This is a genomic window from Flavisolibacter ginsengiterrae DSM 18136 (assembly GCF_059568575.1).
The window spans coordinates 1-22,934 of record NZ_JCANTR010000022.1; the positions used below are offsets into that span (position 1 = coordinate 1).

Consider the following 22,934-nt stretch of genomic DNA (forward strand, 5'->3'; position numbering starts at 1 on the left):
TGGTGCACAATTCCAGGTAAAAAATAGCAGCGGTGTTGTATTGACAACTGTATCTGTTCCCACAACCGGCGGATGGCAAACCTGGCAGACTGTTTCAACAACCATCAGCCTTGCAGCAGGTACACAAACCATCAGGCTGCAGTCCACTTCAGGTGCAGGATGGAACATCAACTGGCTAGAGATACAGGGTGGAACACTTTCCACAACTTCCCGGCCCAAAGGTGCAGCGGTTGAAGAAATAACTAAACTTCCTGCTTTGTCGTTGTTTCCCAACCCGGTATCTTCTCAAGGTACTATACACATCAACAATCCTTACGAAGGACCTGTAATGCTAAGGGTGTATAACATGAGTGGGGCACTGGTGCAGCAAACAGAAGTCAATAAGCAGGGCTCATCATTAACAACTATTATTCCTTTTGTCCACCTGCCCAGCGGATCTTATGTATTAAGGTCTGATATGAAAGAATGGAATAGCCGGCTGCAACTGGTAAAACAATAAGCTTCCAGGTAATGCTATTGCCGTTTAAGTAGAAAGATATACAAGTATAAAGGGCACCTGTTAGTTTTGTCCTGCATGTTACTCTGGATCATTGTTGTTTTTTTGCTGGCTTATGGCCTCCTCCTGTTTTTTTACAAAAGGGCATGGGACCATACTGAGAGCTTTATTATTGATCCTGCCCATGCCCGGACATTCATCTCTGTGATCATTCCGGCAAGGAATGAAGAAAAAAATATCAAATCCTTACTTACCAGCCTGCAACAACAATCTTATCCGAAAGAGCTTTTCGAAATCATAGTGGTTGATGATTTTTCCACCGATGCCACAGCTTCAATTGTGAACAGTTTTGGACTTATTAACCTGCACCTGGTTTCACCCCAGGGAACAAGCGAAGATTCATCTAAAAAGAAAGCTATTGAAGCAGGTATCAGCCAGGCCAGGGGAGAATTGATCGTTACCACAGATGCCGATTGCCAGTTGCCGGTAAACTGGCTGCAGGCTATCAGCAGTTTTTATAAAAATAAAAAAGCCTCCTTTATTGCGGCACCCGTCAAATTTTCTCATGATAGCAGCCTGTTACAGGTGTTCCAGGCCCTTGATTTTATGACATTACAGGGTATTACGGCCGCCAGCGTCAGTTCAGGATTTCACAATATGTGCAATGGCGCCAACCTGGCTTACCGCAAGCAAAGTTTTGAAGCTGTCAATGGATTTGCAGGTATTGATAAGGTAGCCTCCGGCGATGATATGCTCCTGATGCATAAGATATGGAAGCAGGAACCAGGTAAGGTATTTTATTTAAAATCCAGGGAAGCCATTGTAAGCACACCACCTATGCTATCCTGGAAAACGTTTTACAACCAGCGAAAGCGTTGGGCCAGCAAGACCCTTGTTTATGAAGATTACAGGATCCTGGCGGTGCTGGCATTTATCTACCTGTTCAACTGCCTCTTCTTTGTCCTGTTGATTGCCTCTGCCTGGCATCCCGTGTATGCCTTATATGCTATAGGTTTTTTGTTGGCGAAAATGCTCATTGAATGGCCCTTTGTACATGCAGTGGCGAAGTTTTACGGGGAACAACAATTAATGAAATACTTCCCCCTGTTCCAGCCCCTGCATGTTTTGTATACTGTGGTGGTTGGTTTCACCAGCCAGTTGGGCAGTTATGAATGGAAGGGTAGGAGAACCAAATAAATTTTATCTTTCCCCGCATGAACAGTGGCTCGCAATCATTCTGGCAATCATCATGGAAGCGCCTGAAAAAGAATAAAGGTGCCATGGCGGGCCTGTTCCTGATCCTTGTCGCCATATTCATTGCCCTTTTCGGGTACTTCCTTGCTCCTGATCCTTCACCATTTGCCAACCGCATCATCCTGGAAATTGGTGGTGAGAAGCCGGGCTATCAGCAGGATTTCCTGTTAGTAAAGAAGGAATCAACAGAACATACAGGATTTTTTCAACGCATGCTCTATGGTAAGCCAGATCTATATGAGCATATACCAATAGCTTCCTGGCAACAAACAAGTGACAGCATCATCGTGCAAAAATTCATTGATGAAGGCGTGAGTGAAAGGCTGGCTGTAAACAGGTCTAAGGTTGCGGCTGTTCCTGTCATTCACAGGACATTCCACCTGGGTACTGATAAATATGGAAGGGATATCCTGAGCCGGTTGATCATTGGAACGAGGATCAGCCTGAGTGTAGGGCTGATCACAGTATTGATCTCTCTTTCTGTTGGCATGGCACTGGGAGCTATTGCCGGCTATTTTAAAGGAAAGACAGATGAAATTATTATGTGGCTGATCAATGTGATATGGAGTATTCCTACTTTATTACTGGTCTTTGCCATCACCTTGCTGCTGGGTAAGGGTTTCTGGCAGGTATTCATTGCCGTTGGACTCACCATGTGGGTGAATGTAGCGCGCCTGGTCAGGGGCCAGGTGATGGTGACCAAAGAGCTGCAATATGTGGAAGCAGGTAAGGTGCTGGGATTTTCTGATTCACGCATTATCACCCGGCATATCCTTCCCAATATCATGGGACCAATACTTGTCATAGCGGCTTCCAATTTCGCATCCGCCATAGTCATTGAAGCAGGACTGAGTTTTTTAGGAGTGGGTGTACAGCCGCCGCAGCCAAGCTGGGGATTGATGATCAAGGAGAACTATAACTTCATCATTACACAGAATCCTATGCTGGCCCTAGCCCCGGGATTCGCCATCATGCTGTTGGTATTGGCTTTTAACCTTTTTGGAAATGGGCTCCGTGATGCCCTGAACGTAAGAGGAAAATTATAGACTATATTGCTGGTCAACCCTCGTGTTTTGATCAGCGATGATCAAAATAGCAAGGCACAAATAGAATAAGGGTCCTGATTTATCACTCTCAATAAGGTCGCTTAAAAAGTTCACCGTGCAGATCATAGATAATATGGCCACCACAGCCGCTACGTTTCTTTTCCAAAATTGATCCTTTGTCCTGTGGTAAATTTTCTGCGCCTTCCATAATGCAAAGGCAATGGTTGCCAGGAACAACAACAGGCCCGGGGCGCCCTGCTCAATGATCATCAAAAGAAAATAATTATGAACAGTGGAATGCTCTTCGTTCCTGCTTACATATGTTTTGAAAGCAGGTATGGTGTAAGGCTTGTAGTTATCATAAAAAGTATTCGGACCAAGGCCAGTGAGCCAGCTATCCTGTGTCATGCGCAGGCCACCGATCCACCGGAAGTATCTTTCCGCTGTTGAGAGATCTTTCATCCTGTAAGTAGCAACCAGGTGTTCTTCAAAATTGGTATGGAAGATGGTCGTGCTATATTGGGGTGCATATTGCAGGTAGCGGTCATTCTGTTTCAGCCAAAAAATACTTCCAATGGTTAACCCTATAAAAACTACAAAAGACTTAACCATCCATTTCTTTTGCAATAAAAAATAACTGAACATTCCGATGATAAGCGCCAGCCAGGCACCGCGTGAATAGGACAGGTATAAGGCTGCCAGCGTAATGATAAAGGCAATTGTCAACCATGACCGGTAAGGTGTTTTAAACCGTATGAAAGCAATAAGAATGGGAATAGTGCAAACCAATAGTGCTGAATAATTCACATGGTTGCGGTAAAAAGGTTCCAGAGCTGTATTTACCTTTTCAAAACTGAAACCATAGGCTGCATGCCTGTACAACACAAACAACACAGACAGGAACATTGATGCTGCCAGAACCATGGCACTGCGCCTGATCAGTTTCGGATCTTTGTACATTAAAAGGGGCAAAACCAGGAAGGCCAGTATGTACCAGCTTTTGGCAAGAAAATATTTAATGGAGATCACCACATCTGTGGACAATATCACTGTGACCAGCGTCCATGCTAACTGTGCCCCCACCAGCCAAACCAATATGCGAACAGGTTTGAATGGTAAGGTCTTTTTATGAATAAGTAGTAGTGCGAGGGAAGCAAAAGCCGCAAGCAACATCAATGGCTCGTCAGGTAGGTCTGTGCCCAGGGCATTGCTGAAATGGTATTCGACTGACCAAGGGATGCTGGCCACCAATACATACAATAAAACTACTGGGTATTGCAGCAGCAGGTATACTGATAACAATACAGCAGGAATGAATACCCATAAGGGTTGCTGTTCCCATGCTGCTATTCCTGCCAACGATACAACAAGCAGGGAAAGCAGCCCAACAAAAATCTTATTTGCAGTTGTGAGGATCACACTTTGTTTTTTCTGCCTTCAAAAGAAACAGCCAATAAGAATCCAAACAACAAAGCTGCTATAGCAGTAAGGATAATTATTTGCAGGGTCCTGGGTTTGTCAGACCAAACGGCAGGCCGGGCTTTTTCCACTATCAGTAAAACGGGAGGATCTGTTTTAATGGCCAGCTCATATTGGTCCATAGCCAGTTGGTATTGCTTTAACTGCTCCAGCAGTGTAGCCTTTTGCGCGGCCTTTAATTCCTGTGCTGCACCTGTGCTCACTGTTGAATCAGCATATTGAGTAAATAGTTGTTGTTTGGCCGCATAGGCTTCCTTCAATCGCTGGAGCACTACCAGGTTGTTCTCATTTTGCAGGTGCTGGTGCAGTTCCTGCATTCTTTTCATAAAGCTGTTGGCCATGGCTGCCGCCATATTGCGGTCCTCATCCCATACTTTTATCCTCAACTCACCGTAACCCGTACGCGCAATATGGCTGTTCTTTTTAAGCCTGAGGACTGCCTTGTCCATGGACTCATCAGAGGCCGGGATATGGTAATGGTCGTCCATTTTGAATTCATTGGCTACCGCGATGAATAAAGTATCCAATGCTGCTGTTCCTTCCAGTTTGTCCAGTTCATCAGGTAATCCAATCTCGGGGTACAATGCTTCAATATTGGCATTGAGTATACGTGCCTTGTCCGCTACCAGTGAATTGGCAGGAAGGGCTGTAGCTGTTGAAAGGTATTCCTTAGGAAGTAACAAGGTGATGAGAAAGGCGATCACTACGGCCGTCATGGCCAGGCCAAGAATAAACTTCCACCATTTGGAAAACACAGTTAGCAGGTCGGGCATTAGTTTGATGATTGTATTCGGATAAATAGTTTTTTGGCATTCGTCAGTTGTGTCAGCAACAGTACCACCACGAGGCTTGCAGCCAGCACTAAAGTAAGCCAAACATTTAGCATCATTTGCCGGGCAAAGTAAAACAATAACAGCAAGGCTATGGCTGTAGCGATGTATACGGCCCACGAATATTTATGCCCAGGCAATCCCTGTATATTATTGGCCATCACATAACAGGCAATGGCACAAAAATACTGGCTGACAATAGCAGCCATACAACAACCCTTTGCTCCATATACTGGTATCATCACCAGGTTCAATATTGTATTCAGTATTACAGCAATTAGGATGATCAATAACAGGGGACGGAACTGTAAGGTAGCTGTAAGAACCGATCCATATATATGCATGATAAAGTAAGCTGGAACTACCGCCAGGCATAACTGAATCACTTGTGAGTGATAGGATGCATCGGAATGGTACAACAGCTCCTGTATCCACCCTGCATACTGCCAGCCAAAGCAGGCTACTCCAATACCAAAGAATAACAGGAGATGCCGAAGGTTGAGCACCACTGTTTCTATTTCTTTTCTTTCCTGCTGGTGCCTGGCTACAAAGGGCACCAGGAAGACCGCTGCCAGGTAGCCCACCATATTACAGGCATCCAGCAGGCGGAAGGCCGATGCATATATACCTGCTTCATAACTGCCATTGGTATGGAGTCGCAATAACAGGAATCCATCCAGCCTGCTGTGCACTGACATTAATAATATGACCAGGGCAAAGGGGGCAATGGAACGCAGCAGGCCGGTAAGCATTTCTTTTTGACCGCCACTCCACCAATTATTTACTGCGACTACCAGTAAGGCTGCCAGCACGGCAAGACCTGTGCACACAGATTGCACCTGCAGGAAAATCAGGAGGCTGATGCGGCCAAACACCAATGGGAAATACAAAAAGCCTCCGCAGAGCAAGATCATGAGTGATTTATCCAGAACTGAGAGCCAGGCATCTGTTGTAAAATATTGCCGGGCGCTGATCACGCTGCGCAGGAATAGAAAAATGGAATTGAGTAGCTGGATGCCGGTGATGTATAAGAGAAGGGTCCATTCTTTCAAATCAAGCAGAACGCCTGTAATGACCATTACCAAAACATAGATCACTCCCAGGGCCAGTTTGATACTGCCATACTGCTTCAACTGTACCGGGTGTTCACTCGCCAGTTTTTGGTTCATCATGTTTGACAAACCGGCATCGGCCAGGAACAGGAATATAAAGGAAAGGTTGAGCAGGGCGAAGTAGCTGCCATAGGCTTCATGGCCAACAGCGTTCTGCACATTGCGGTCAATGAAGAATATCCATACGGGTTTAATGAGCAGGTTCAGTGCCAGCAACCAGGAAAGGCCTTTAAAAAATCTTTGGGATCTCATAAGTTCAGGAGGTAATGCTGACACTCCGGTTAAGGCTTTCTTCCAAAGAGATAAATGTTTCCGTACGTTCTATGCCCTTTATTTTTTGCAATTCGTCGTGCAGCACGGTGCGCAGCTGGCCAATATCCTTGCATACGATCTCGGCGAATATGCTATAGTTGCCGGTAGTATAGTTCATCCTTACAATTTCAGGTATTTTCTTCAGGTCCTTAGCAACGGTATCATAGAGCGAGCTTTTCTCCAGGTAGATGCCTATGAAGGCAATAACATCATAACCCAGTTTTTTCAGGTCAACCTGGAAGCGCTGGCCCTGGATGATGCCCGCATCCTGGAGTTTTTTGATGCGCACGTGGATGGTGCCGGCGGAAACAAAGAGTTTTTTACCCATTTCGGCATAAGAGAGGCCGGCATCGTGAATCAATTGCTGGATGATCTGCAGATCCAATTTGTCAATATTCAAATCAGGGGTCATTTGGAGGACTTTAAATGAATAATCTCTAATCGAATTGCAATATATTGAATGAAATCTAAACTTTTGTAATCGTGATTGAATATTATTGAAGGCATCCTATCTTTGACTTGTCAAGTTCATTGAAAGGGAAGTATGGAGAAAGAAATGAAACCAGAAACCCAAAATTATACTGTGGGGTGATGAAACCTTAGGCAGACATGCCCCCTTGTCTCGGGGGTGGGGATCACAGGATAAACAGAAAGTAGAGCCGACGTTACTCAGGTAAGGCCGACCAGGGTTGACCACTAAATCTTTGCTTTTTAGCTAACTGCCCCGTGGAGGTTCGACTCCTCCCCCTACAGCATTTCATGTGTGTTTTAAGCTCGTAAGTGGCTGTGATTGCCAGGCTTACGAGCTTTTTTCGTTTAAAGTGATCTTAGAGTATCTCACAAGGCGTATCTACGGAACGCTATTGTTTAATTTCTCTCTTGGTCTACCTACCCGATGTCCCTATGGGACATAAGATTAGAATCAATTTTTTATTGAAAGAAATACAACCGCTTTTAGTAAATACTCTAATAGGTTTAAGTAATGAGTTAAAGACGGGATCCTTTCATAATGTCCCATTGCGACATTTTGTTGGTAGTCCAAATATGCACGTGAGGAAAGCGTGCCGTTGGTACACCTTGTGAATGACATTCCATAAACCAAATTTGTAAACCATACAAACCGCACGGTAATTTATGCAACTCTAGCCTTGTAGTGCCATGCCCGGTATGCACAAAAGACAAATCGTGTACGCCTTTGTCATCTTTTGGGGTCACAACCTCTATTCACAATGAATTGCAAACTTTGCTGGTTAGTTTAAATTTACAATCACAGGAAAGAAAATTCTTTACAGCCTACCTTACTTTGTAATACTATTGTGCCCGGTTATATAAAGAGTCATATAGACTCACACCTAACTCACCCAATTTGGTTGTCTTCCAGGTCTTACCAATAAGTTTTTTCTCATAGCCCATACAGAGCGTTTGATCTCCCTGCCTTTCCTCCTGGCCATAAACATATTTTACCGGCTCTGGTTGATTCTCTATAATCTTAAAATAAGTTATGTTCTCTTCGCAACCACTGGAATGGTAATAGCCGATCAGCTCTTTTGATCTTTGATCAGCCCAGGGTGCGGAAATTTCTGAAAAGGTATTACTGAATACAAATTGCTTTTGTTCCTTGTCGTATAACCATACGCTATACCAAAAATTGCCGGTTGCACCAGCATTATCAAATACATGCAGATCAGCATATCCATCAAAATTTATGTCTTCCAATTTGATGTAAGGTCTTGTTCGTCCTTCTTCCCATAGTACAGCATTGCCCTTGATTTGTAAATCCTGGTGTTGATGATTTGAAAAAACTACTCGTATTGTTTTCGGTTTAAAATAACTGGTATCTAGCTCACCGGATATGTTAAGGGCTGCCTGTAAGCTATTGTTGATAGTAAATGGTACAGCCACGGAATCTGGTCTTTTCACAATCTGCTTCCAAATATTTTCATTGCTTGTTTCAATAGGGTTCTGATCAGCAATTGCGGGAAGTGTAATTAGCTCCAAACTTTTCCCGGTACTATCTATTACATCTTTTTGGTAAGATAAGTTATGCATGCAGGAAGCGCAGAAAACAAACAATAATAGAGATACATATTTCATGGGGGAAAGAATTATAAGAAGGTAAAATCGATTTAAGCAGAATTGTATCAGTCATGAATTAAGATATACACGCTCTTAGCATTATAGGGATCACCCAGTTCTTTGGTGTAATCGCAGGATTCTGATACCGCTCCATCCATATACATGGCTGCCGTACATTTTTGATCTATAAAAAACCGGGCAAACTCCTGGAAGGTCACCCGCCATTTGGATAGTACCAGTATTACCTTTCCGTCTGGCAATATGCCCACCCCGTTGCGTATCACAGCACTCTCTGATTTGGTAAGGTTGGGATTAACCTTGCCATTTATTACAAGCATAGGGGCCGATTGGGTGGCATAATTGTATTCAATGGGCTTTGCTTCGGTAGCAGCAACAATTACAGCCTTCCCGGATTTAGTGATGGCAAACACGCCCTGGGGTTGCATGCTGAAATTATCATTGCCTCGCTTTAATATTTTCAATGACCTTAGGGTTTTTCCTTCCTGTACCAGCAAGCCACAAGGCGTTAAACCTTCTGACATATATATGCCACCATTCATGGCATAGGTAACACCTGGCACTACCTGCTTAAGTTTTTGAAAACTGGTTATGTTGTGTCCTTTGCCATCTTTCCAGAGAATGGCAATTTTTGAAGGACTTGCAATACGGGTCTCGTAAAGAGGATCGGTGCGTTGAGTGTGATGGGTAATAAAGAATGAAAGAATTAGGGTAAGGAGAAAAGGCATGCAATTAGTTTTTTCACTAACGGCAATTTGCATTTATTATTTCATTGGGCGTCTGCTCATGCACGGTATGAAATTCATACAACAATTATGAATTAAAGGGGTTTTCATAAGGCGTGCCTACGGGACGCTATTATATATTTTCTTCTCGCTTCTACCTACAACATGTCCTCTACGGGACATAGGATCGCGCAATCGTTTATGGTAAGAATGTGCAATCGATTTTAGTAAATGATCTAATAAGTTTATGAGAAGAATTACAGGCGAGGTCCTCTCATTAAGTCCCGTAGAGACAATTTGTTGGTAGCCAAAAAATAGACGTAAAAAAAAGCGTGTCGTAGGTACGCCTTATAAATTATATCCCTTATCCCGCATTGGGATGCAGGCAAACCTTCCAGTAATTAATCACCATCAACAGTGTATCCTTTAATTCTTTCAGGCTATTGGGCTTTTGAAAATAACCCTGCACCATCAATTCGTATGCTTTGTCAACCGATTCCTTTTTGCCGGAAGTGGAGAGGAAAATAAATGGAATACTCTTCTTTCTCAGGTAGTCATTCTCGTTGATCGATTGTCGCATTTCCAACCCGTTCATAACAGGCAGGTTGATATCAGAAAGGATCATCAGCGGTTTGTCGGTGGTGTCCATCAGGTAGGAAATTACATCCTGGCAACAGGTAAAAAACTTTACTTCGTTTTCCAGGTCAAGGTCATGCAATACTTCAGCAAGGATCTCCCTGTCATCGGCATCGTCTTCTACTATTACTATCGGTCCTTTGCGTGAAGACATAATTGATATTTTTTAGAACTCAATTCCACTTTCATTCTTAATACTTTCAATACTTATACCACAATTGATGGATAACTGGCAGTAGAACCCGCAAGAAGGATAAGAATAGCTGTAAAGCCTCTGCTATTGCATGAAGGTTGCATTATTGGCAACATGCAGAAGCTGAAATCCGAAATATTTGAGGATGCTATAGTGATCTAAGATCGGGGAAGAAAAATTATTTATTCTCTACCGGCGCTGCATATTTGACGATCTCCCTGAGGTCTTCTATCAATGTCCTGAACTCGCTGCCTTTTTGATAACAGGCACTGACACCCAGTTCAAACAATTTGGCCTTTGTTTCTTCATTCAGGCAGCTGGATAATATGACCACAGGCACCTCCCTGAAAAATTCATTTGACTTGAGATAGGTGAGTACCGCCTTGCCGCTCATATAAGGCATCTTGTAATCCAGTATGATCAATGAAGGCTTTACATTCAGGCTGCTGATCAGTTCTGTGTACTTGATGAATTGCAGGGCATCACCAAAAAACTTCACATTGTCATCAAGCTCTATTTCAATGAAGGAATGGTTTAAAAGGTAACGGTCTTCATCATCATCGTCCACAACAACTATAAAAGGCTTTTGCAAATCCATGTACGTCTATTTAAGCAGTCTTGATATGGGAGAAATAAAAGTGTACCATACAAATTACAGTATTTTTTTTATTTCGTGCCCGCTAAAAATCTGCTTCCAACCGGTGGAAGTAGTATAAAAACAAAAAAAATCAGTTTCCTAAAGGGTAAGAGTAGGATACTTATTATTTTAAAATAAGGTCCACTAGTTCCACTACCTCCAGGTCCTTACTCGCGGGTCCTGTCAATACTTTTCCATCCACCGAATACCGCGCTCCATGACAGGGACAGTCCCAGCTTTTTTCAGCGCTGTTCCAGCCCACTACGCATTTGGCATGTGTGCATACTGGATTTAAAGCATGCAGCTTTCCTTCTTCCGATTTATAGATGGCCAGCTTTTCTCCTTCGTATTTCACCAGCCTTGCTTCTCCCGGTGCCAGCTCCGCCAGCTCTTTTATTTTTTCTGCTGATATACGTTTGCCTACAAACTGCGCCACCACATCTGCACCCTCTTTTATAAACTTGCTGAACCCTGCCATTGGTTTTACACGGGCAGGACTGAATAAAGCCGCATAGGCATTTTCTTTTTTGGAGATCAGGTCTGTTAGCAACAATGCTGCAATATGGCTATAGGTCATACCATTACCCCCATAGCCTGTGGCTACCAGGATATTGCCCTTGCTCCCGGGTAGCAATCCAATATGTGCCAGGCCATCACTCGGAATAAAATATTGCGAGGACCAGCGGAAATGTACCTGCTCAACAGGGAAATGTGTCCTGGCATGTGCTTCAAGTTTGTTGAAGCAGGCTTCTGTATTTTTTTCATGGGCTGTCTTGTGGTCTTCGCCTCCAACAATGAAATAATTTTTACCATCAATCTCCTGCGTACGGTAATAATGGTAAGGGTCATACATATCGTAGCAATGTCCATCTGAATATGCATTGTCTTTGCAGGTAATGGCTATGGCATAGCTGCGATAAGGCGCATTCAGAAAATGCAGGAGGTTAATACCAGGCGGAATATGCGTTGCGTAAATAAGATAGCTGGCCTGTACTCCACCCAGGCTGGTGTCCACCACCACCTTTCCTTCATCTTCCACCACATCTTTCACACTGCAATGCTCCAGGATCACACCACCAGCTTCTTCAAAAGCTTTTGCCAGGGCATACACATATTTGGTAGGGTGCACCTGTGCCTGTTCCCGGTAAACGATCGCTTTTTGAAACGGAATGGGAATAGGGATCCTGTCTGTATAAGCCACATCTACGCCTGCTTCTTTGGATGCCAGGTAGATCTCATCCAGTTCTTTCACCTGTTGGTCTTCCACAGCATACAGGTAGCCATCCTTTTGCTCGTAACCGCAATCAATAGTATAGGTTTCTATATTCTGCTTATAAAGGTCAAGTGCTTTTTGAATGGCACTGGCCACCAGGTGTATACCATCTTCCCCAAAATCCTTTTTGATCTGTTTATAAGAAGTGTCAAGAAAAGTATTGAGATGGGCAGTGGTGCCTCCCGTGGTACCAAAACACAATGTATGGGCTTCCACCACCAGGCATTTTTTCCCGGTTTTCTGCAACTGCAGTGCCGTGCTGATGCCTGTGACCCCGCCGCCGGCAATGATCACATCAAATTGTTGAGTAGGTAGTGTTTTGAATTTAGGCTGGTATGTTTCAATTGCATGCTGCCAAAGGCTCATCGTTGCACCATCTCTTAGCATAAAAGGTATTTGATTCAATTAGCAAAAAAATGATGCCGGAGAGCATTACCGATTATGGCATAGGATTAGCGGCATTTCAAGACTTAAGCTCTTTTCTATGAAAAGGTTGTTCGTGGCTGTTATGCTTCTTTTAGGGATCATTTCTGAATCTCATGGGCAGAAGTATAGCTTTCAGAACCTGGTGGGTTACTGGGAGTCGAATGACGGTGGTGCCCTGGAAGCCAAAGACAGTTCCAAATTGTACCTTTTTTACCAGGGACAAAAAAAGCCCATACTTTCCTATACAGCAGATTTCAGCAAAACACCCGTCTGGTTCGACTTCGTGATCAAGGAAGAAGATTCGACGGTAACTATCAAAAGCCTGCTTCTGTTTTTAGATAATAACCTGTTACAATGGCAGGTATTTGAGGACGGCACCCGTCCCGTTAATTTTTCTTCTGATAAGGGTGATATAGTCTACCTGAAAAGAAAAAAGAATCCCTAAAGCTTCTCCCTGTTTTTCGATTGTTATTAGCCTGTAACCGGTCGATAGATTCTAATGATTAAAAATCAATCATTTACAATAATAATTCCATTAATTATTAGTCTTTAGTAGGATAAACCTTGTTACTACTTCCTCCTTAACAAAGCTATAGCTGCACCCTACCATCGCCCTACTAACAGTATAGATACTGCGTGATCATCACGCAATAACTATACTTCAGGTATAGGGTTGATAGGGAGTTGGTAGGAAGAAGGTGGGCAGGAGAGCTGATTTACTATGTATCATTAAGTCAAATTGTCTGTTTTAATTATGCACTTACTCTGCGACAAAGAAAGGAAACCCCTGACTTTGAATATTTCAATAAGGAACACGGCCCCGGGGAGAGTCTAGGAAAGATGAGGTTAAATAATTATGTTTAAGCCTGTTCTATCTCTATTATTCAGCCTTGTTGTGGAAGGGAAAAACATTCGAGACCACTATACATATTTTGTTTTCAGCCTTGTGGATATACTTAAGTGTGGTATTTCTATCTATTTATTTTATCCATTAGGTAGAACTCATTTTGCACTTATCTGCGGCTAATCGTAAAAGTTGCAGCATTTATGGTCCGTTTACATCCTCCTCCCTAATCCCATAAAATCATATTAATCCCAGTTCTTTACCATTTCTCATCCTCCGGGATATCATTCTTTCCCCTGAAAGATTCTCTTGTCTTGATCTTTTCAACCTGTCTTTCTATTAGCAGATCAGCAATGATGACAGCGGCATCAGTTTGAGGATTGGCCTGCAACAGTTTTTTTAGTTTAGGCTCGGAAACATCTACGCGGTATAGCACCACTACCAGTTTATGAAAGTCATGGACCAATAAATAGTTGATAGCCTCTATGAGTTGCGTACGCCGTTCCTCCCTGAGCACAGGGGTTCTTTCCTGTGCATACTGCACCAGCAAAGAATCTATGGCCTTAGAATCCATGGTGCAAAGATGAAAAGGAATGCGGATTTATATCCATTCTTTAAAACTTCTCCACCACTCCCAGCCCAAAAAGGGCAAAATCGTATTTGGCCGGGTCTTCCGGGTCAAAGCGTTTCAAATGCGCGGTAAGTTCAAGGGCAGTCAGCCAATCCACAGGCTTGCGGGTAATGAGTTCAAATCTTCGGGCCACACGGGCCACGTGCACATCTATGGGGCAGATCAATTGGGCGGGAGAGAGCTGTTTCCAGATTCCAAAATCTACACCTTTATTATCCCTGCGAACCATCCAGCGCAGGAACATATTCAATCGCTTACAGGTAGAGCCTCTTTGCGGGGTGGCTATGTGCTTTTTAGTTCTTGGTGGTGCATAGGGCAGTGAAAAGAAATAGTGATGAAAACCGGTCAACGCATTTTCAATGCTGGTATCACCCGGCTGCATCCACTGGCTAAAAGCAGTTTCCAGTGATTCATGTTGGCCATAATGAAAATGGAGGAATTCTATGAAGTATAAAAGATCAGTGGCATTGAAGGTGCGGTGTTTAAAATCCATAAGCCGCTTTAGTCCTTCCGGGCTGGGGTGGAGACAAAATTGATGTGGGGCATCATCCATCATCTTCAGCAACTCCGTGGTCTTATTGATGATGATGGTACGATTGCCCCACGCAAAAATAGATGCAAAGAAAGCGGCGATCTCTATATCCTGTTTTTTGCTGAACCGGTGCGGTACAACAATTGGATCACTCTCTATAAATTCCGGCCGGTTATATTCCCTGACTTTTTTATCCAGGAACTCTTTCAGTTGATCGCTCACGCGGCAAAACTAAAGAGTTCCTGTTGGTATCTTTTAATTGGCGGCAGCAATGGCTTTCAGGTTTTGAATATACTGCACCGCAGCGTCGAGCACTTCATCCTTTCCGGCCACTACACCTTTAATGGTAGGACGGACCAGTATATCGGGCTGGATGCCCACACCCACAAACTCAGTTCCGTCATAGAAGAAATCACGCTTGGCGCAAACCCTGCCCATGCCACCGCCTGGCAGGCTAAACATAACAGGCTGGCCTGTGCTGCCACCAGTGGGCTCCCCAATCACCTTTCCTCTTTGCATGGATTTGTACACGGAAGTAAAATCTTCGGCAGCAGAATATGTGGCAGCACCAGTCAATACCACTACGGCTGCCGTATAGATGGTTTTCTTATAGGGCTTCCAGTCGTAGGTATCAATGCTGGTGTTTTCAACATCTCCCCATGCCCTGCCTACCGGCCTGTAATGGCGCAAAGCAGTCTTGCCCTGGTTAAAAGGCTTATCGGTGAGGCAACCTAAAATTTCGAAACCATTGTTGCCGTTGCCGCCGCCATTATTGCGCACATCAATGATCAATGCCCTGGTGGTAGCAATGGAAGGGTATAAACTATCAAAGAGTTTTACAAGTCTTTCTTCATTGAAAGAATTGATCTGCAGGTAACCAATATTTCCTTTTAATACTTTAAAGCTTACCAGCGGGAAACGATCCCAGAACTTTTCTACGCTTTTATATTTCAATGTTTTGGTAAGAATGGTGCCGCTCATTGTTTTAAATGTCAGCGTAACCTCTTTGCCTGCAGTGCCCGGAAATAATTCGTACCGGTAAATGCGGTCAATGCTATCCTGTGTCGTAGAGAAATGCAGGTAAGGGCTGATGTTTTCCCGGATGTACTTTTTTAATTCAACGCCATTGAAGGCTACCAGTTCCATTCCCAGCTTAATGACCAGTTCTTCTTTTAAGTTTGACGTATTTTCAGTAACAATGGCTTTGTTCTCTATCCATCTCACTTCCAGTGGCACAATGGCATTCTTGTCCTTGAAAAAGCTGAAGGGAAGATTGATGCCGGTGTGGCCATCCCGCAGGTATTGGTAGAAATTTTGAAGCACATGGTAGTATTCCAGTGTAGTAGTCGTTGCCATCACTTTTGGAATAAAGCTTTGGTAGAGGCTATCCAAATTTAGTGTAGGAACCAGGTCGAAATTGGCGAAGTTGTATTTGGCTTCTGACCAACATTTGCTCAAGCCCGCAATGCGTTCTTCCTGGTTCAACGTATGTTCAGGATGGGGACCCATAAAGCCGGCGAAGTCGAATTTTTCCCAGCGGTCCTGGTTAAATTGTACATAAGCAGTGGAGTCAAACTTTTTCTGGGCATGGCCGGTGAGCGAGATGATGGTTGCAAGCAATAAGAATAGCTGTCTCATGGTGCGTAATTATTTAATTTTTGGAATAAATGAGATGATCTTTTCAGCAAACCATTGGGGTTCTTCCTGGAAGGGCGCATGACCTCCAATGTAATGAACGATGGTTGCCTTTGGAAATTGGAAGCTTTTGTAATGATCAGGCCCGATGGCATAATCCTTCATTCCTGTCATGATGAATACAGGGCATTTGATATTCTTAGTCAGTGGTGTGAAATCTTTCCAGTAATCCGCGATACGCCAAACTTCATTGGCATAATCCCGGTTCAAAGGGCCGAGCACATTGGTTAGCGTATCGTTGTACGTTTTTTCATAAGCATTACGGAACATCAGTTTATACCATAGGCCTGATTTTGTTAATGAGTCATGCACTTTCCATACTCTTTCATTCAGGGCAATGGATGTATCGCGGTAGGGGGCCTGGTCGGTAATACCTAGAATTTTCAAACCATTGTCAAGGTGGCTGGTCATTGAATATTGAATATTCAGTGTGCCATGAATTACAAATAAGGCTGATACAGCAGTTGGATAATCATGGGCGTACCTGGTGATCAGTATACCGCCGAAAGAATGTCCCATTACTGACCACTGTTTGTAGCCCAGGTATTGACGCAATTCTTCCATATCCTTTTCCATACGGGCCAGGCTGTAATCTTTATTCTTTGGTGAGGTAGACCTACCGCAACCACGCTGGTCGAAGTAGATCATCTGCATTTTTTGTTCGATGAGCGGAGCTGCATCCGTGACTTCAAAATAATAGGATGTGGACCCCGGTCCTCCGTGAACAAAAAGACAAGGCTTGCCCTGGCCTGCCAGGCGCACATATAGTTGAACACTGTCGGAAGTAGTAAAAAGAAAATGCTCATCCCTGGCAAAAGCAGAAGAGGCCAGTGTGAAAGCAGCGATGAGGAGGAGTAAAGATTTCATTGTTTTTTTATTTACAGTACAAATAGACTATCTATCAATAGGGTTTTCAAACAAGTTCAGATGAATGACGGAAGGCAGGTGACGAATGCCTGTATCCGTTGATCTTTATAGCAAGACCAGGGCGGGCCAGTTGCCTGCAGAGAATATAATTGACCGGTACCAGTATGGCCATAAAGGCAATGGTGATCCATAAGGATCCAGGTGAGGCAGCCGTTGATTCTGTATGCATTACATTATTGGTGAGATGGTAAACGATATTCCCCGCCCAGTGAATGCCAAGTGTGTACCAGATGTTCCCGGAGATCACAAGGGGAATCATCAGTTGTATGCCCACGATGAACAGGAACAGGAGATACACCGGTTCATCCAGGCGGTGAATATGGTTTAATACATATACAAGAGCAGATAGTAGTACCAATAGGCCAGTGCTTACCTTCCCTGTCAAATGGCGGAATAAATATCCTCGTGTCAAAACATCTTCCGTAAGAGAAGAGAATGCGCATCCAAATATGAGAAGGGAGGCCTGCGGAAGGAATTGTTGTACAGGAGGAATGAAGCTGAGCACTTCCTGGTGAAAGGCAAGGCTGGACAGGAAGGCCAGCATATTGACAGTAAGACCTGCAAGCAGACCTGCCAGCAGGAAAACAAGTTGACTCTTTTTAAATGTCATTCCCCAGGCAGACAAACCCTTATATCCCTGCCAGCGGGCTACGACCCAGGCCACTATAAAAAACAATGCTGACAGTCCAAGGAATCCAACAGGACTGTTCATATACAGAACTATATATTCCGCAGCATGGTAGCAGGTAAAGAGCGCCGTAAAGCCCAGTAAAAATGGTAAAAGGGAAATTGGTTTCATACGTTTTGTCTTTGCAGCACAAAATGACATCAACCATTTTCCCTTTTCAAATCAATCCGGACGAATAACGAAAAGCCATTGCTGAATGCCTATTTCCCCAGCCATTCCTTGAATTCCACGACCTTGTCCATGCTCACAAATACATCTTCTTTGGTAGGTGGGTCCAGGTCCAGCTTAATCTTGCCTTTGGAAAAGACATGAATATTTTTGATGGCTTCCAGCTTAACGGTCATCTGCCTGTTGATACGGTAGAATTGTTTTGGATTGAGCATGACTGCCATTTTATCCAGGCTGTAATCAATAGGAAAACGCTGGTTCTCTTTAGTTACCAGGAAGGTGATCTTATCCGCACTGAAAAAATATTGAATATCTTCCGTTTCAATCGTTTTCAGGCGGGAACCTATGGAAACCAGGAAGCGGCTTTTGTATTCCGGTTCTTTTTTCTGCATGCTTTGTAGCAAGTGCTCCAGTCCCACTGTTTTTTCTTCGCCTTCTTCTCCATGTATCCTTTTGAATTTCTCAATGGCAGCAACCAGCTCTTCGTAATTCAAAGGCTTCATGAGGTAGTCCACGCTATTTACCTTAAAAGCTTTGATGGTATATTCATCAAAGGCGGTAGTGAAGATCACAGGCACCTGCAGGTTAATGGTTTCAAAAATGCTGAAGCTCTGGCCATCTTCCAGGTGAATGTCCATAAGGACAAGGTCGGGGTCAGGATTGTTTTTGAACCAATCTACTGAAGCGGCCACGGAAGGCAGCTCGGCCAGCACTTCAATAGACGGGTCATATTTTTTAAGCATGCCTTGCAGGCGCTGGGCCGATAAGTGTTCATCTTCAACAATGACAACTTTCATGAGTTATGATTTTAGCAATGGTATTTGAACCGTAAAAGTTTTATCGTTAGTAGTCACGGATATCTTTTTGTCAGTGACCATGGAATAGCGCTTGCGAATATTTTCAAGTCCTATGCCTGTTGATTCTCCATCCTTTTCGCGGAACTGCATGGTATTCTCCACCACCAGGTTGTCACCTTGTTGGTACAGGCGTATCACCAATGGTTCCATCAGGGACATTTTGTTATGCTTCACCGCATTTTCCACCAGCAGTTGCAAAGTGAGTGGTGGAAGCTTATAAGCCCGTGCAGTTGCCGGCAGGTTGGATTCAAGACGTATTTTCTTATCAAAACGTATTTGCAGCAAAAAGAAGTAGGCTTCCAGGAAATTCAATTCTTCATCAAGACTCACCAGGTCCAGTTCTTTTTGTTCCAGGATATATCGGTAAGCTCTTGATAGTTGAATAATGAACTTCTCAGACAATTCAGCATCCACATGCACCAGGGAGGAAAGAACACTAAGGCTGTTGAATAAAAAATGCGGGTTGACCTGGCTTTTCAGCGCCTGCAGCCTTACCTGCGCATATTCTCTTTGCAACTTTTCAGATTGGGCTTCTCTTTGCCTGGCTACGAGGTAAATATTCAGGCCGGAAAGAAAGGTGTAGATGAAAACCGTTCCCAGCATATACAAACCTATATAGCGCCTGAAGGTCCAGAGTTTGGGGTCGGCAGGATTGCTACCGGTCAACGGGCGGTCAATGAAAGTGACAAATCCCGAGAGAAACCAATAGGTGCAAAAAAGTATCAGGATGATCTCCACTATATATCGCAGCCATATGGCTTTGAATCCTTTGAACACAAAGTTGTTCAATTGAATGACACCATAAATGATCAGGGCAATACCGCACAGGCGTGCAGCGGTAAATACCAGTTCACGAAGGATAGTTGGCAATTGGAAATTGCGGTCGATATAGGCAAAGAAAACAGGATATAGCAGGCTTACGACCAGGATAATGGTAAGCGTAAGCTTCATAGGCGAGATAGTCTTTGGTATGGTCAGTTCCTGCTTCACTATTTGAGTAATAAAGGAATAGTAATGGTTATATGGTTGCCTGCAATGTTTTTTGCCAGCGGTTTGCCGAGCAGGTATTGAAATTCATCTTTCAGTCTTGAAAGCTGGCTACCTGTTTCTTCGGGTGTATTGCCTGGTTTTAATTGTTCATTGTATTCCAGCACCAGCACATTTTCCTTTTGGCTTAGTGATAGTACAAGGGGGCTGGCAGCTGACATGGAATTGGTCTGGATGATATATTCCAGCAGGATCATTAACGTATGTGGAGGCACATAACAGTTGGCTGCATTGATCTCCTGAAGGCTTACCTGCAGCTTGTTGCCAAAGCGCTGCTCCGTTAGAAAAAGAAAGGAATCAAGGAACTGCAGTTCCTGCGCCAGTGGAACTGTGGTCTTGTCACGCTGTTCCAGTAAATAACGGTAGGAGCGCGACAGCTTTTCAATAAAGGTCTCGGCCAGGTCCGCATTCACGTAAACCAACGAGCTTAAGGCATTGAGGCTGTTGAAAAGGAAATGGGGGTTGAGCTGGTTTTTCATGGCTTCGAACTGTGACTGTGTATATTCCCGTTGCCATTTCACTACTTCCAGGTTCTTCAATTGCAGGAACCGGAAGATGCGAAAAGAGGTCATGAAAGAATAAATGACGATCAGGAAGGTAATGTCGATCATCAGGATCATCTTCAGCTTCCTGTCCAGGAATGCCATGTCGTCTTCGGGTACCACCATGTAGGTAACAAAGACCCAACGAAAGAATTCCATGATGGCAAAGCCAGCCAACAGGATGAAAAGGATCTCCCTTACAAAACGCTCTATGCCATTTGGATTTTCTTTATAGCGCCTGCTGAAATGCCTGATGGAAAAGTAAACCAGGTAGAGGATCACAAAGGTCTGAACCATGATAGGCCATCCTTGTGTATAAAATCCCGGGAGCTCTGACCAGTGAATAAATGGGCTGCCAATATTAATATAGCGGTACACGATAGCCAGCAGGAAGTTGAGCAGCATCCCTGTTGTTATAAAAATGAAATGGATGTTCTTATAAAAGCTGACAGTTCTCAAGGCTGCGTAAAATAAGAAATGTAGGTAACAATACAGGTTATTAAAGTCAGGCCATGTAAAATCAGGTGTTCCAGGTTGGGCACTGGATTCTTTTTTACCGGTGGCAACACGATGATAGTGGTGCGGAAAAGGCGGTCGTAGACTTTTTGCCAGGGTTCGGAAGCCCCAAACAAATAAGGCTTCCACCAGTTGAAATATTCTGCTATCAACAAGGCTGGGTAGATGATAATAGCCGCCATCATCATCCAGTCTATATGGAAATAGAATCCAATAAAAGGCATGATCATCGTGGTGCCGTTGATAAGGCATTCGGTAAGTCTTTCCTTTAAAGTATAATCACGGACATTATTAAAAGGATAGAAGTCAAATAAGGTAGTGGCCTGGTGATAGACCACCAGCAGCAACTGTGCTACTAATGAAATGGCATTCATAACTACCCGTTTATAACTATTAATGGATTGCCTATTAGAACAGGATCCTGTATGACCATAGTTTCCTTTTCCGTTGTAACCCTACAGGATGTAAAAAGGCTGACCACCAGGGTTGCACTTATTATACATAGTATCTTCTTCATGTTGGCGTGCTTTGATAGTCAAAATTGAACATTGGGTCTATGCCGGTAAATTAAATGCTGACGAATGACGGATAATAACTGACGGACCGGGATATTTATATAGTTGCTGATCTGAGAACCAGGGAGTACTAAACAAAAAAAAGCCCCCAAAGGAGCTTTATAGTATTTAAGTAGCTAAGGTTTATCCTATAGCATTATTCAGATCTTCAATCAGGTCATCTACATCTTCAATGCCCACGCTGAGACGGATTAGGGAATCTGATAAACCATTTTTGATGCGTTCCTCACGGGGTATGGAAGCATGCGTCATGGTTGCCGGGTGATTGATCAATGATTCCACACCTCCCAGGCTTTCTGCCAGGGCAAATAATTTGGTGGAGGTCATCACTTTCTTCACTGTATCCATGCTGCCATCTTTTAATTCAAAACTCATCATGCCACCAAACCCACGCATTTGCTTTTTCGCAATATCGTGATTGTGATGGTCTTCAAAGCCGCACCAGTAAACCCTGGCAACCTTGGGATGGTTGCGCAGGAAGTGCGCGATCTTTTCGCCATTCTCGCAATGGCGCTGCATACGCACATGTAAGGTTTTAATACCGCGCAACACCAGGAAGCAATCCTGCGGACCGGGAACGGCACCACAACTTTTCTGAATAAAATACAACTGGTCCCTGAGGGCAGTATCATTCATCATCAGCGCACCCTGGATCACATCACTATGACCACCGAGGTATTTGGTAGCTGAATGCATAACGATGTCGGCACCCAGGTCAAGCGGGTTTTGTAAATAAGGAGAAGCGAATGTATTGTCCACACATAACAATGCTTTGGCTTCTTTGGCAATGGCTGCTACGGCTGCAATGTCAGTAATGTTCATTAAGGGATTGGTAGGCGTCTCAATCCAGAATAGCTTTGTTTTTTCATTGACATACTGGCGCAGGGAGGCGGCGTCCTGGGTATTGACATAATGAAATTTAATACCGAATTTTTCAAACACCTTCGTGAAGAGACGGTAGGTGCCACCATAAAGGTCATTGCCTGTGATGACTTCATCCCCTGGTTGTAATAATTTGATCACTGCATCTGTTGCTGCAACACCACTACTGAAGGCCAGGCCATGTTTGCCATTTTCAATAGCTGCAAAAGCAGCTTCCAGTGCCGTACGTGTAGGGTTCTGGCTACGTGCATATTCATAACCTTTGTTTTCGGCAGGGCCCTGCTGCACATAGGTTGATGTTTGATATATAGGGGTCATGATAGCACCGGTAGAAGGATCTGGTTCCACGCCTGCATGAATAAATTTAGTTCCAAGCTTCATATTCTGATTTTTAAGAACTGCAAAGATGATGAATAAGAATCAATCTGTATGAAAGCTGTTCCATAACCTTTCATCCACCATAGTTCCAGTTTAACAAGAGCTTAACCCCATCCATGTAACATTGAAAATGCACGTT

At 43.8% G+C, this 22,934-nt stretch carries 23 protein-coding genes; 4 read left to right on the forward strand and 19 right to left on the reverse strand.

Annotated elements, in window-relative coordinates:
• The 3 genes from BP74_RS18060 to BP74_RS18070 all read left to right on the forward strand — a co-directional run.
• Positions 1–499 (forward strand): carbohydrate-binding protein (locus BP74_RS18060; RefSeq protein WP_496376265.1); only part of this gene is annotated, 499 nt, incomplete at its 5' end.
• A gap of 75 nt (positions 500–574) precedes the next feature.
• Positions 575–1,693 carry a glycosyltransferase gene (locus tag BP74_RS18065; RefSeq protein WP_496376267.1) on the forward strand — a complete coding sequence of 373 codons (1,119 nt, stop codon included), beginning with the start codon at positions 575–577 and terminating at the stop codon, positions 1,691–1,693.
• A 17-nt stretch (positions 1,694–1,710) separates the two neighbouring features.
• Positions 1,711–2,796: an ABC transporter permease gene (locus BP74_RS18070; RefSeq protein WP_496376269.1), complete on the forward strand. Its 1,086-nt coding sequence runs from the start codon at positions 1,711–1,713 to the stop codon at positions 2,794–2,796.
• Here BP74_RS18070 and BP74_RS18075 read toward each other — a convergent pair.
• The 9 genes from BP74_RS18075 to BP74_RS18115 form a co-directional block, all read right to left on the reverse strand.
• Positions 2,791–4,215, reverse strand: a complete 1,425-nt coding sequence (locus BP74_RS18075) for an O-antigen ligase family protein (protein ID WP_496376271.1) — start codon at positions 4,213–4,215, stop codon at positions 2,791–2,793. The genes BP74_RS18070 and BP74_RS18075 overlap by 6 nt on opposite strands.
• The gene (locus BP74_RS18080; protein ID WP_496376273.1) at positions 4,212–5,048 is read right to left on the reverse strand and encodes a hypothetical protein; all 837 of its coding nucleotides are present in this window, start codon (positions 5,046–5,048) and stop codon (positions 4,212–4,214) included. Before BP74_RS18080 ends, BP74_RS18075 begins: the two co-directional genes overlap by 4 nt.
• The gene (locus BP74_RS18085) at positions 5,048–6,469 is read right to left on the reverse strand and encodes an MATE family efflux transporter (protein WP_496376275.1); all 1,422 of its coding nucleotides are present in this window, start codon (positions 6,467–6,469) and stop codon (positions 5,048–5,050) included. Before BP74_RS18085 ends, BP74_RS18080 begins: the two co-directional genes overlap by 1 nt.
• Positions 6,470–6,473: 4 nt before the next feature.
• On the reverse strand, positions 6,474–6,941 hold the full coding sequence (locus BP74_RS18090) for an Lrp/AsnC ligand binding domain-containing protein (RefSeq protein WP_496376277.1): 468 nt from the start codon (positions 6,939–6,941) through the stop codon (positions 6,474–6,476).
• 899 nt (positions 6,942–7,840) lie between these two features.
• Positions 7,841–8,623: an XAC2610-related protein gene (locus BP74_RS18095; protein WP_496376279.1), complete on the reverse strand. Its 783-nt coding sequence runs from the start codon at positions 8,621–8,623 to the stop codon at positions 7,841–7,843.
• Positions 8,624–8,670: 47 nt separating this feature from the next.
• Positions 8,671–9,351: a phosphodiester glycosidase family protein gene (locus BP74_RS18100; RefSeq protein ID WP_496376281.1), complete on the reverse strand. Its 681-nt coding sequence runs from the start codon at positions 9,349–9,351 to the stop codon at positions 8,671–8,673.
• Between the two features lie 361 nt (positions 9,352–9,712).
• The gene (locus BP74_RS18105) at positions 9,713–10,138 is read right to left on the reverse strand and encodes a response regulator (protein ID WP_496376283.1); all 426 of its coding nucleotides are present in this window, start codon (positions 10,136–10,138) and stop codon (positions 9,713–9,715) included.
• 217 nt (positions 10,139–10,355) lie between these two features.
• Positions 10,356–10,775 carry a response regulator gene (locus tag BP74_RS18110; protein ID WP_496376285.1) on the reverse strand — a complete coding sequence of 140 codons (420 nt, stop codon included), beginning with the start codon at positions 10,773–10,775 and terminating at the stop codon, positions 10,356–10,358.
• 163 nt (positions 10,776–10,938) lie between these two features.
• A complete protein-coding gene (locus BP74_RS18115) occupies positions 10,939–12,474 on the reverse strand; it encodes an FAD-dependent oxidoreductase (RefSeq protein ID WP_496376287.1) in 1,536 nt (511 codons plus the stop codon).
• 97 nt (positions 12,475–12,571) lie between these two features.
• Here BP74_RS18115 and BP74_RS18120 point away from each other — a divergent pair, with 97 nt between their 5' ends.
• Positions 12,572–12,958 (forward strand): hypothetical protein, encoded by a 387-nt coding sequence (locus BP74_RS18120; RefSeq protein WP_496376289.1) that lies wholly within the window; start codon positions 12,572–12,574, stop codon positions 12,956–12,958.
• A gap of 658 nt (positions 12,959–13,616) precedes the next feature.
• Here BP74_RS18120 and BP74_RS18125 read toward each other — a convergent pair.
• From BP74_RS18125 to BP74_RS18170, 10 genes are all read right to left on the reverse strand, one after another.
• A complete protein-coding gene (locus BP74_RS18125) occupies positions 13,617–13,931 on the reverse strand; it encodes a hypothetical protein (RefSeq protein ID WP_496376291.1) in 315 nt (104 codons plus the stop codon).
• Positions 13,932–13,971: 40 nt separating this feature from the next.
• Positions 13,972–14,742, reverse strand: coding sequence for a TIGR02757 family protein (locus BP74_RS18130; RefSeq protein WP_496376293.1), 771 nt, complete (start codon positions 14,740–14,742; stop codon positions 13,972–13,974).
• Between the two features lie 33 nt (positions 14,743–14,775).
• Entirely contained in the window at positions 14,776–16,158 is a 1,383-nt protein-coding gene (locus tag BP74_RS18135) for a S41 family peptidase (RefSeq protein WP_496376295.1), read from the reverse strand.
• 9 nt (positions 16,159–16,167) lie between these two features.
• Positions 16,168–17,082, reverse strand: a complete 915-nt coding sequence (locus BP74_RS18140; protein WP_496376297.1) for an alpha/beta fold hydrolase — start codon at positions 17,080–17,082, stop codon at positions 16,168–16,170.
• 46 nt (positions 17,083–17,128) lie between these two features.
• Positions 17,129–17,941, reverse strand: coding sequence for a CPBP family intramembrane glutamic endopeptidase (locus BP74_RS18145; RefSeq protein WP_496376299.1), 813 nt, complete (start codon positions 17,939–17,941; stop codon positions 17,129–17,131).
• 89 nt (positions 17,942–18,030) lie between these two features.
• The gene (locus BP74_RS18150) at positions 18,031–18,795 is read right to left on the reverse strand and encodes a LytR/AlgR family response regulator transcription factor (RefSeq protein ID WP_496376301.1); all 765 of its coding nucleotides are present in this window, start codon (positions 18,793–18,795) and stop codon (positions 18,031–18,033) included.
• Between the two features lie 3 nt (positions 18,796–18,798).
• Entirely contained in the window at positions 18,799–19,845 is a 1,047-nt protein-coding gene (locus BP74_RS18155; RefSeq protein WP_496376303.1) for a sensor histidine kinase, read from the reverse strand.
• The gene (locus BP74_RS18160) at positions 19,845–20,849 is read right to left on the reverse strand and encodes a sensor histidine kinase (RefSeq protein ID WP_496376305.1); all 1,005 of its coding nucleotides are present in this window, start codon (positions 20,847–20,849) and stop codon (positions 19,845–19,847) included. The genes BP74_RS18155 and BP74_RS18160 overlap by 1 nt, the downstream gene beginning before the upstream one ends.
• A 50-nt stretch (positions 20,850–20,899) precedes the next feature.
• Complete coding sequence (locus BP74_RS18165) at positions 20,900–21,334, reverse strand: hypothetical protein (protein ID WP_496376307.1); 435 nt, start codon at positions 21,332–21,334, stop codon at positions 20,900–20,902.
• A 324-nt stretch (positions 21,335–21,658) separates the two neighbouring features.
• Positions 21,659–22,798, reverse strand: coding sequence for a cystathionine gamma-synthase (locus BP74_RS18170; protein ID WP_496376309.1), 1,140 nt, complete (start codon positions 22,796–22,798; stop codon positions 21,659–21,661).
• Positions 22,799–22,934: the final 136 nt, after the last annotated feature.

Excerpts from the sequence above, each read along its gene's own strand:
- BP74_RS18065 (WP_496376267.1), top strand. The coding sequence starts at position 575 with ATGTTACTCTGGATCATTGTTGTTTTTTTGCTGGCTTATGGCCTCCTC.
- BP74_RS18070 (WP_496376269.1), top strand. The coding sequence starts at position 1,711 with ATGAACAGTGGCTCGCAATCATTCTGGCAATCATCATGGAAGCGCCTG.
- BP74_RS18080 (WP_496376273.1), bottom strand. The coding sequence starts at position 5,048 with ATGCCCGACCTGCTAACTGTGTTTTCCAAATGGTGGAAGTTTATTCTT.
- BP74_RS18085 (WP_496376275.1), bottom strand. The coding sequence starts at position 6,469 with ATGAGATCCCAAAGATTTTTTAAAGGCCTTTCCTGGTTGCTGGCACTG.
- BP74_RS18090 (WP_496376277.1), bottom strand. The coding sequence starts at position 6,941 with ATGACCCCTGATTTGAATATTGACAAATTGGATCTGCAGATCATCCAG.
- BP74_RS18095 (WP_496376279.1), bottom strand. The coding sequence starts at position 8,623 with ATGAAATATGTATCTCTATTATTGTTTGTTTTCTGCGCTTCCTGCATG.
- BP74_RS18100 (WP_496376281.1), bottom strand. The coding sequence starts at position 9,351 with ATGCCTTTTCTCCTTACCCTAATTCTTTCATTCTTTATTACCCATCAC.
- BP74_RS18105 (WP_496376283.1), bottom strand. The coding sequence starts at position 10,138 with ATGTCTTCACGCAAAGGACCGATAGTAATAGTAGAAGACGATGCCGAT.
- BP74_RS18110 (WP_496376285.1), bottom strand. The coding sequence starts at position 10,775 with ATGGATTTGCAAAAGCCTTTTATAGTTGTTGTGGACGATGATGATGAA.
- BP74_RS18115 (WP_496376287.1), bottom strand. The coding sequence starts at position 12,474 with ATGCTAAGAGATGGTGCAACGATGAGCCTTTGGCAGCATGCAATTGAA.
- BP74_RS18120 (WP_496376289.1), top strand. The coding sequence starts at position 12,572 with ATGAAAAGGTTGTTCGTGGCTGTTATGCTTCTTTTAGGGATCATTTCT.
- BP74_RS18125 (WP_496376291.1), bottom strand. The coding sequence starts at position 13,931 with ATGGATTCTAAGGCCATAGATTCTTTGCTGGTGCAGTATGCACAGGAA.
- BP74_RS18135 (WP_496376295.1), bottom strand. The coding sequence starts at position 16,158 with ATGAGACAGCTATTCTTATTGCTTGCAACCATCATCTCGCTCACCGGC.
- BP74_RS18140 (WP_496376297.1), bottom strand. The coding sequence starts at position 17,082 with ATGAAATCTTTACTCCTCCTCATCGCTGCTTTCACACTGGCCTCTTCT.
- BP74_RS18145 (WP_496376299.1), bottom strand. The coding sequence starts at position 17,941 with ATGAAACCAATTTCCCTTTTACCATTTTTACTGGGCTTTACGGCGCTC.
- BP74_RS18150 (WP_496376301.1), bottom strand. The coding sequence starts at position 18,795 with ATGAAAGTTGTCATTGTTGAAGATGAACACTTATCGGCCCAGCGCCTG.
- BP74_RS18160 (WP_496376305.1), bottom strand. The coding sequence starts at position 20,849 with ATGCTGCTCAACTTCCTGCTGGCTATCGTGTACCGCTATATTAATATT.
- BP74_RS18165 (WP_496376307.1), bottom strand. The coding sequence starts at position 21,334 with ATGAATGCCATTTCATTAGTAGCACAGTTGCTGCTGGTGGTCTATCAC.
- BP74_RS18170 (WP_496376309.1), bottom strand. The coding sequence starts at position 22,798 with ATGAAGCTTGGAACTAAATTTATTCATGCAGGCGTGGAACCAGATCCT.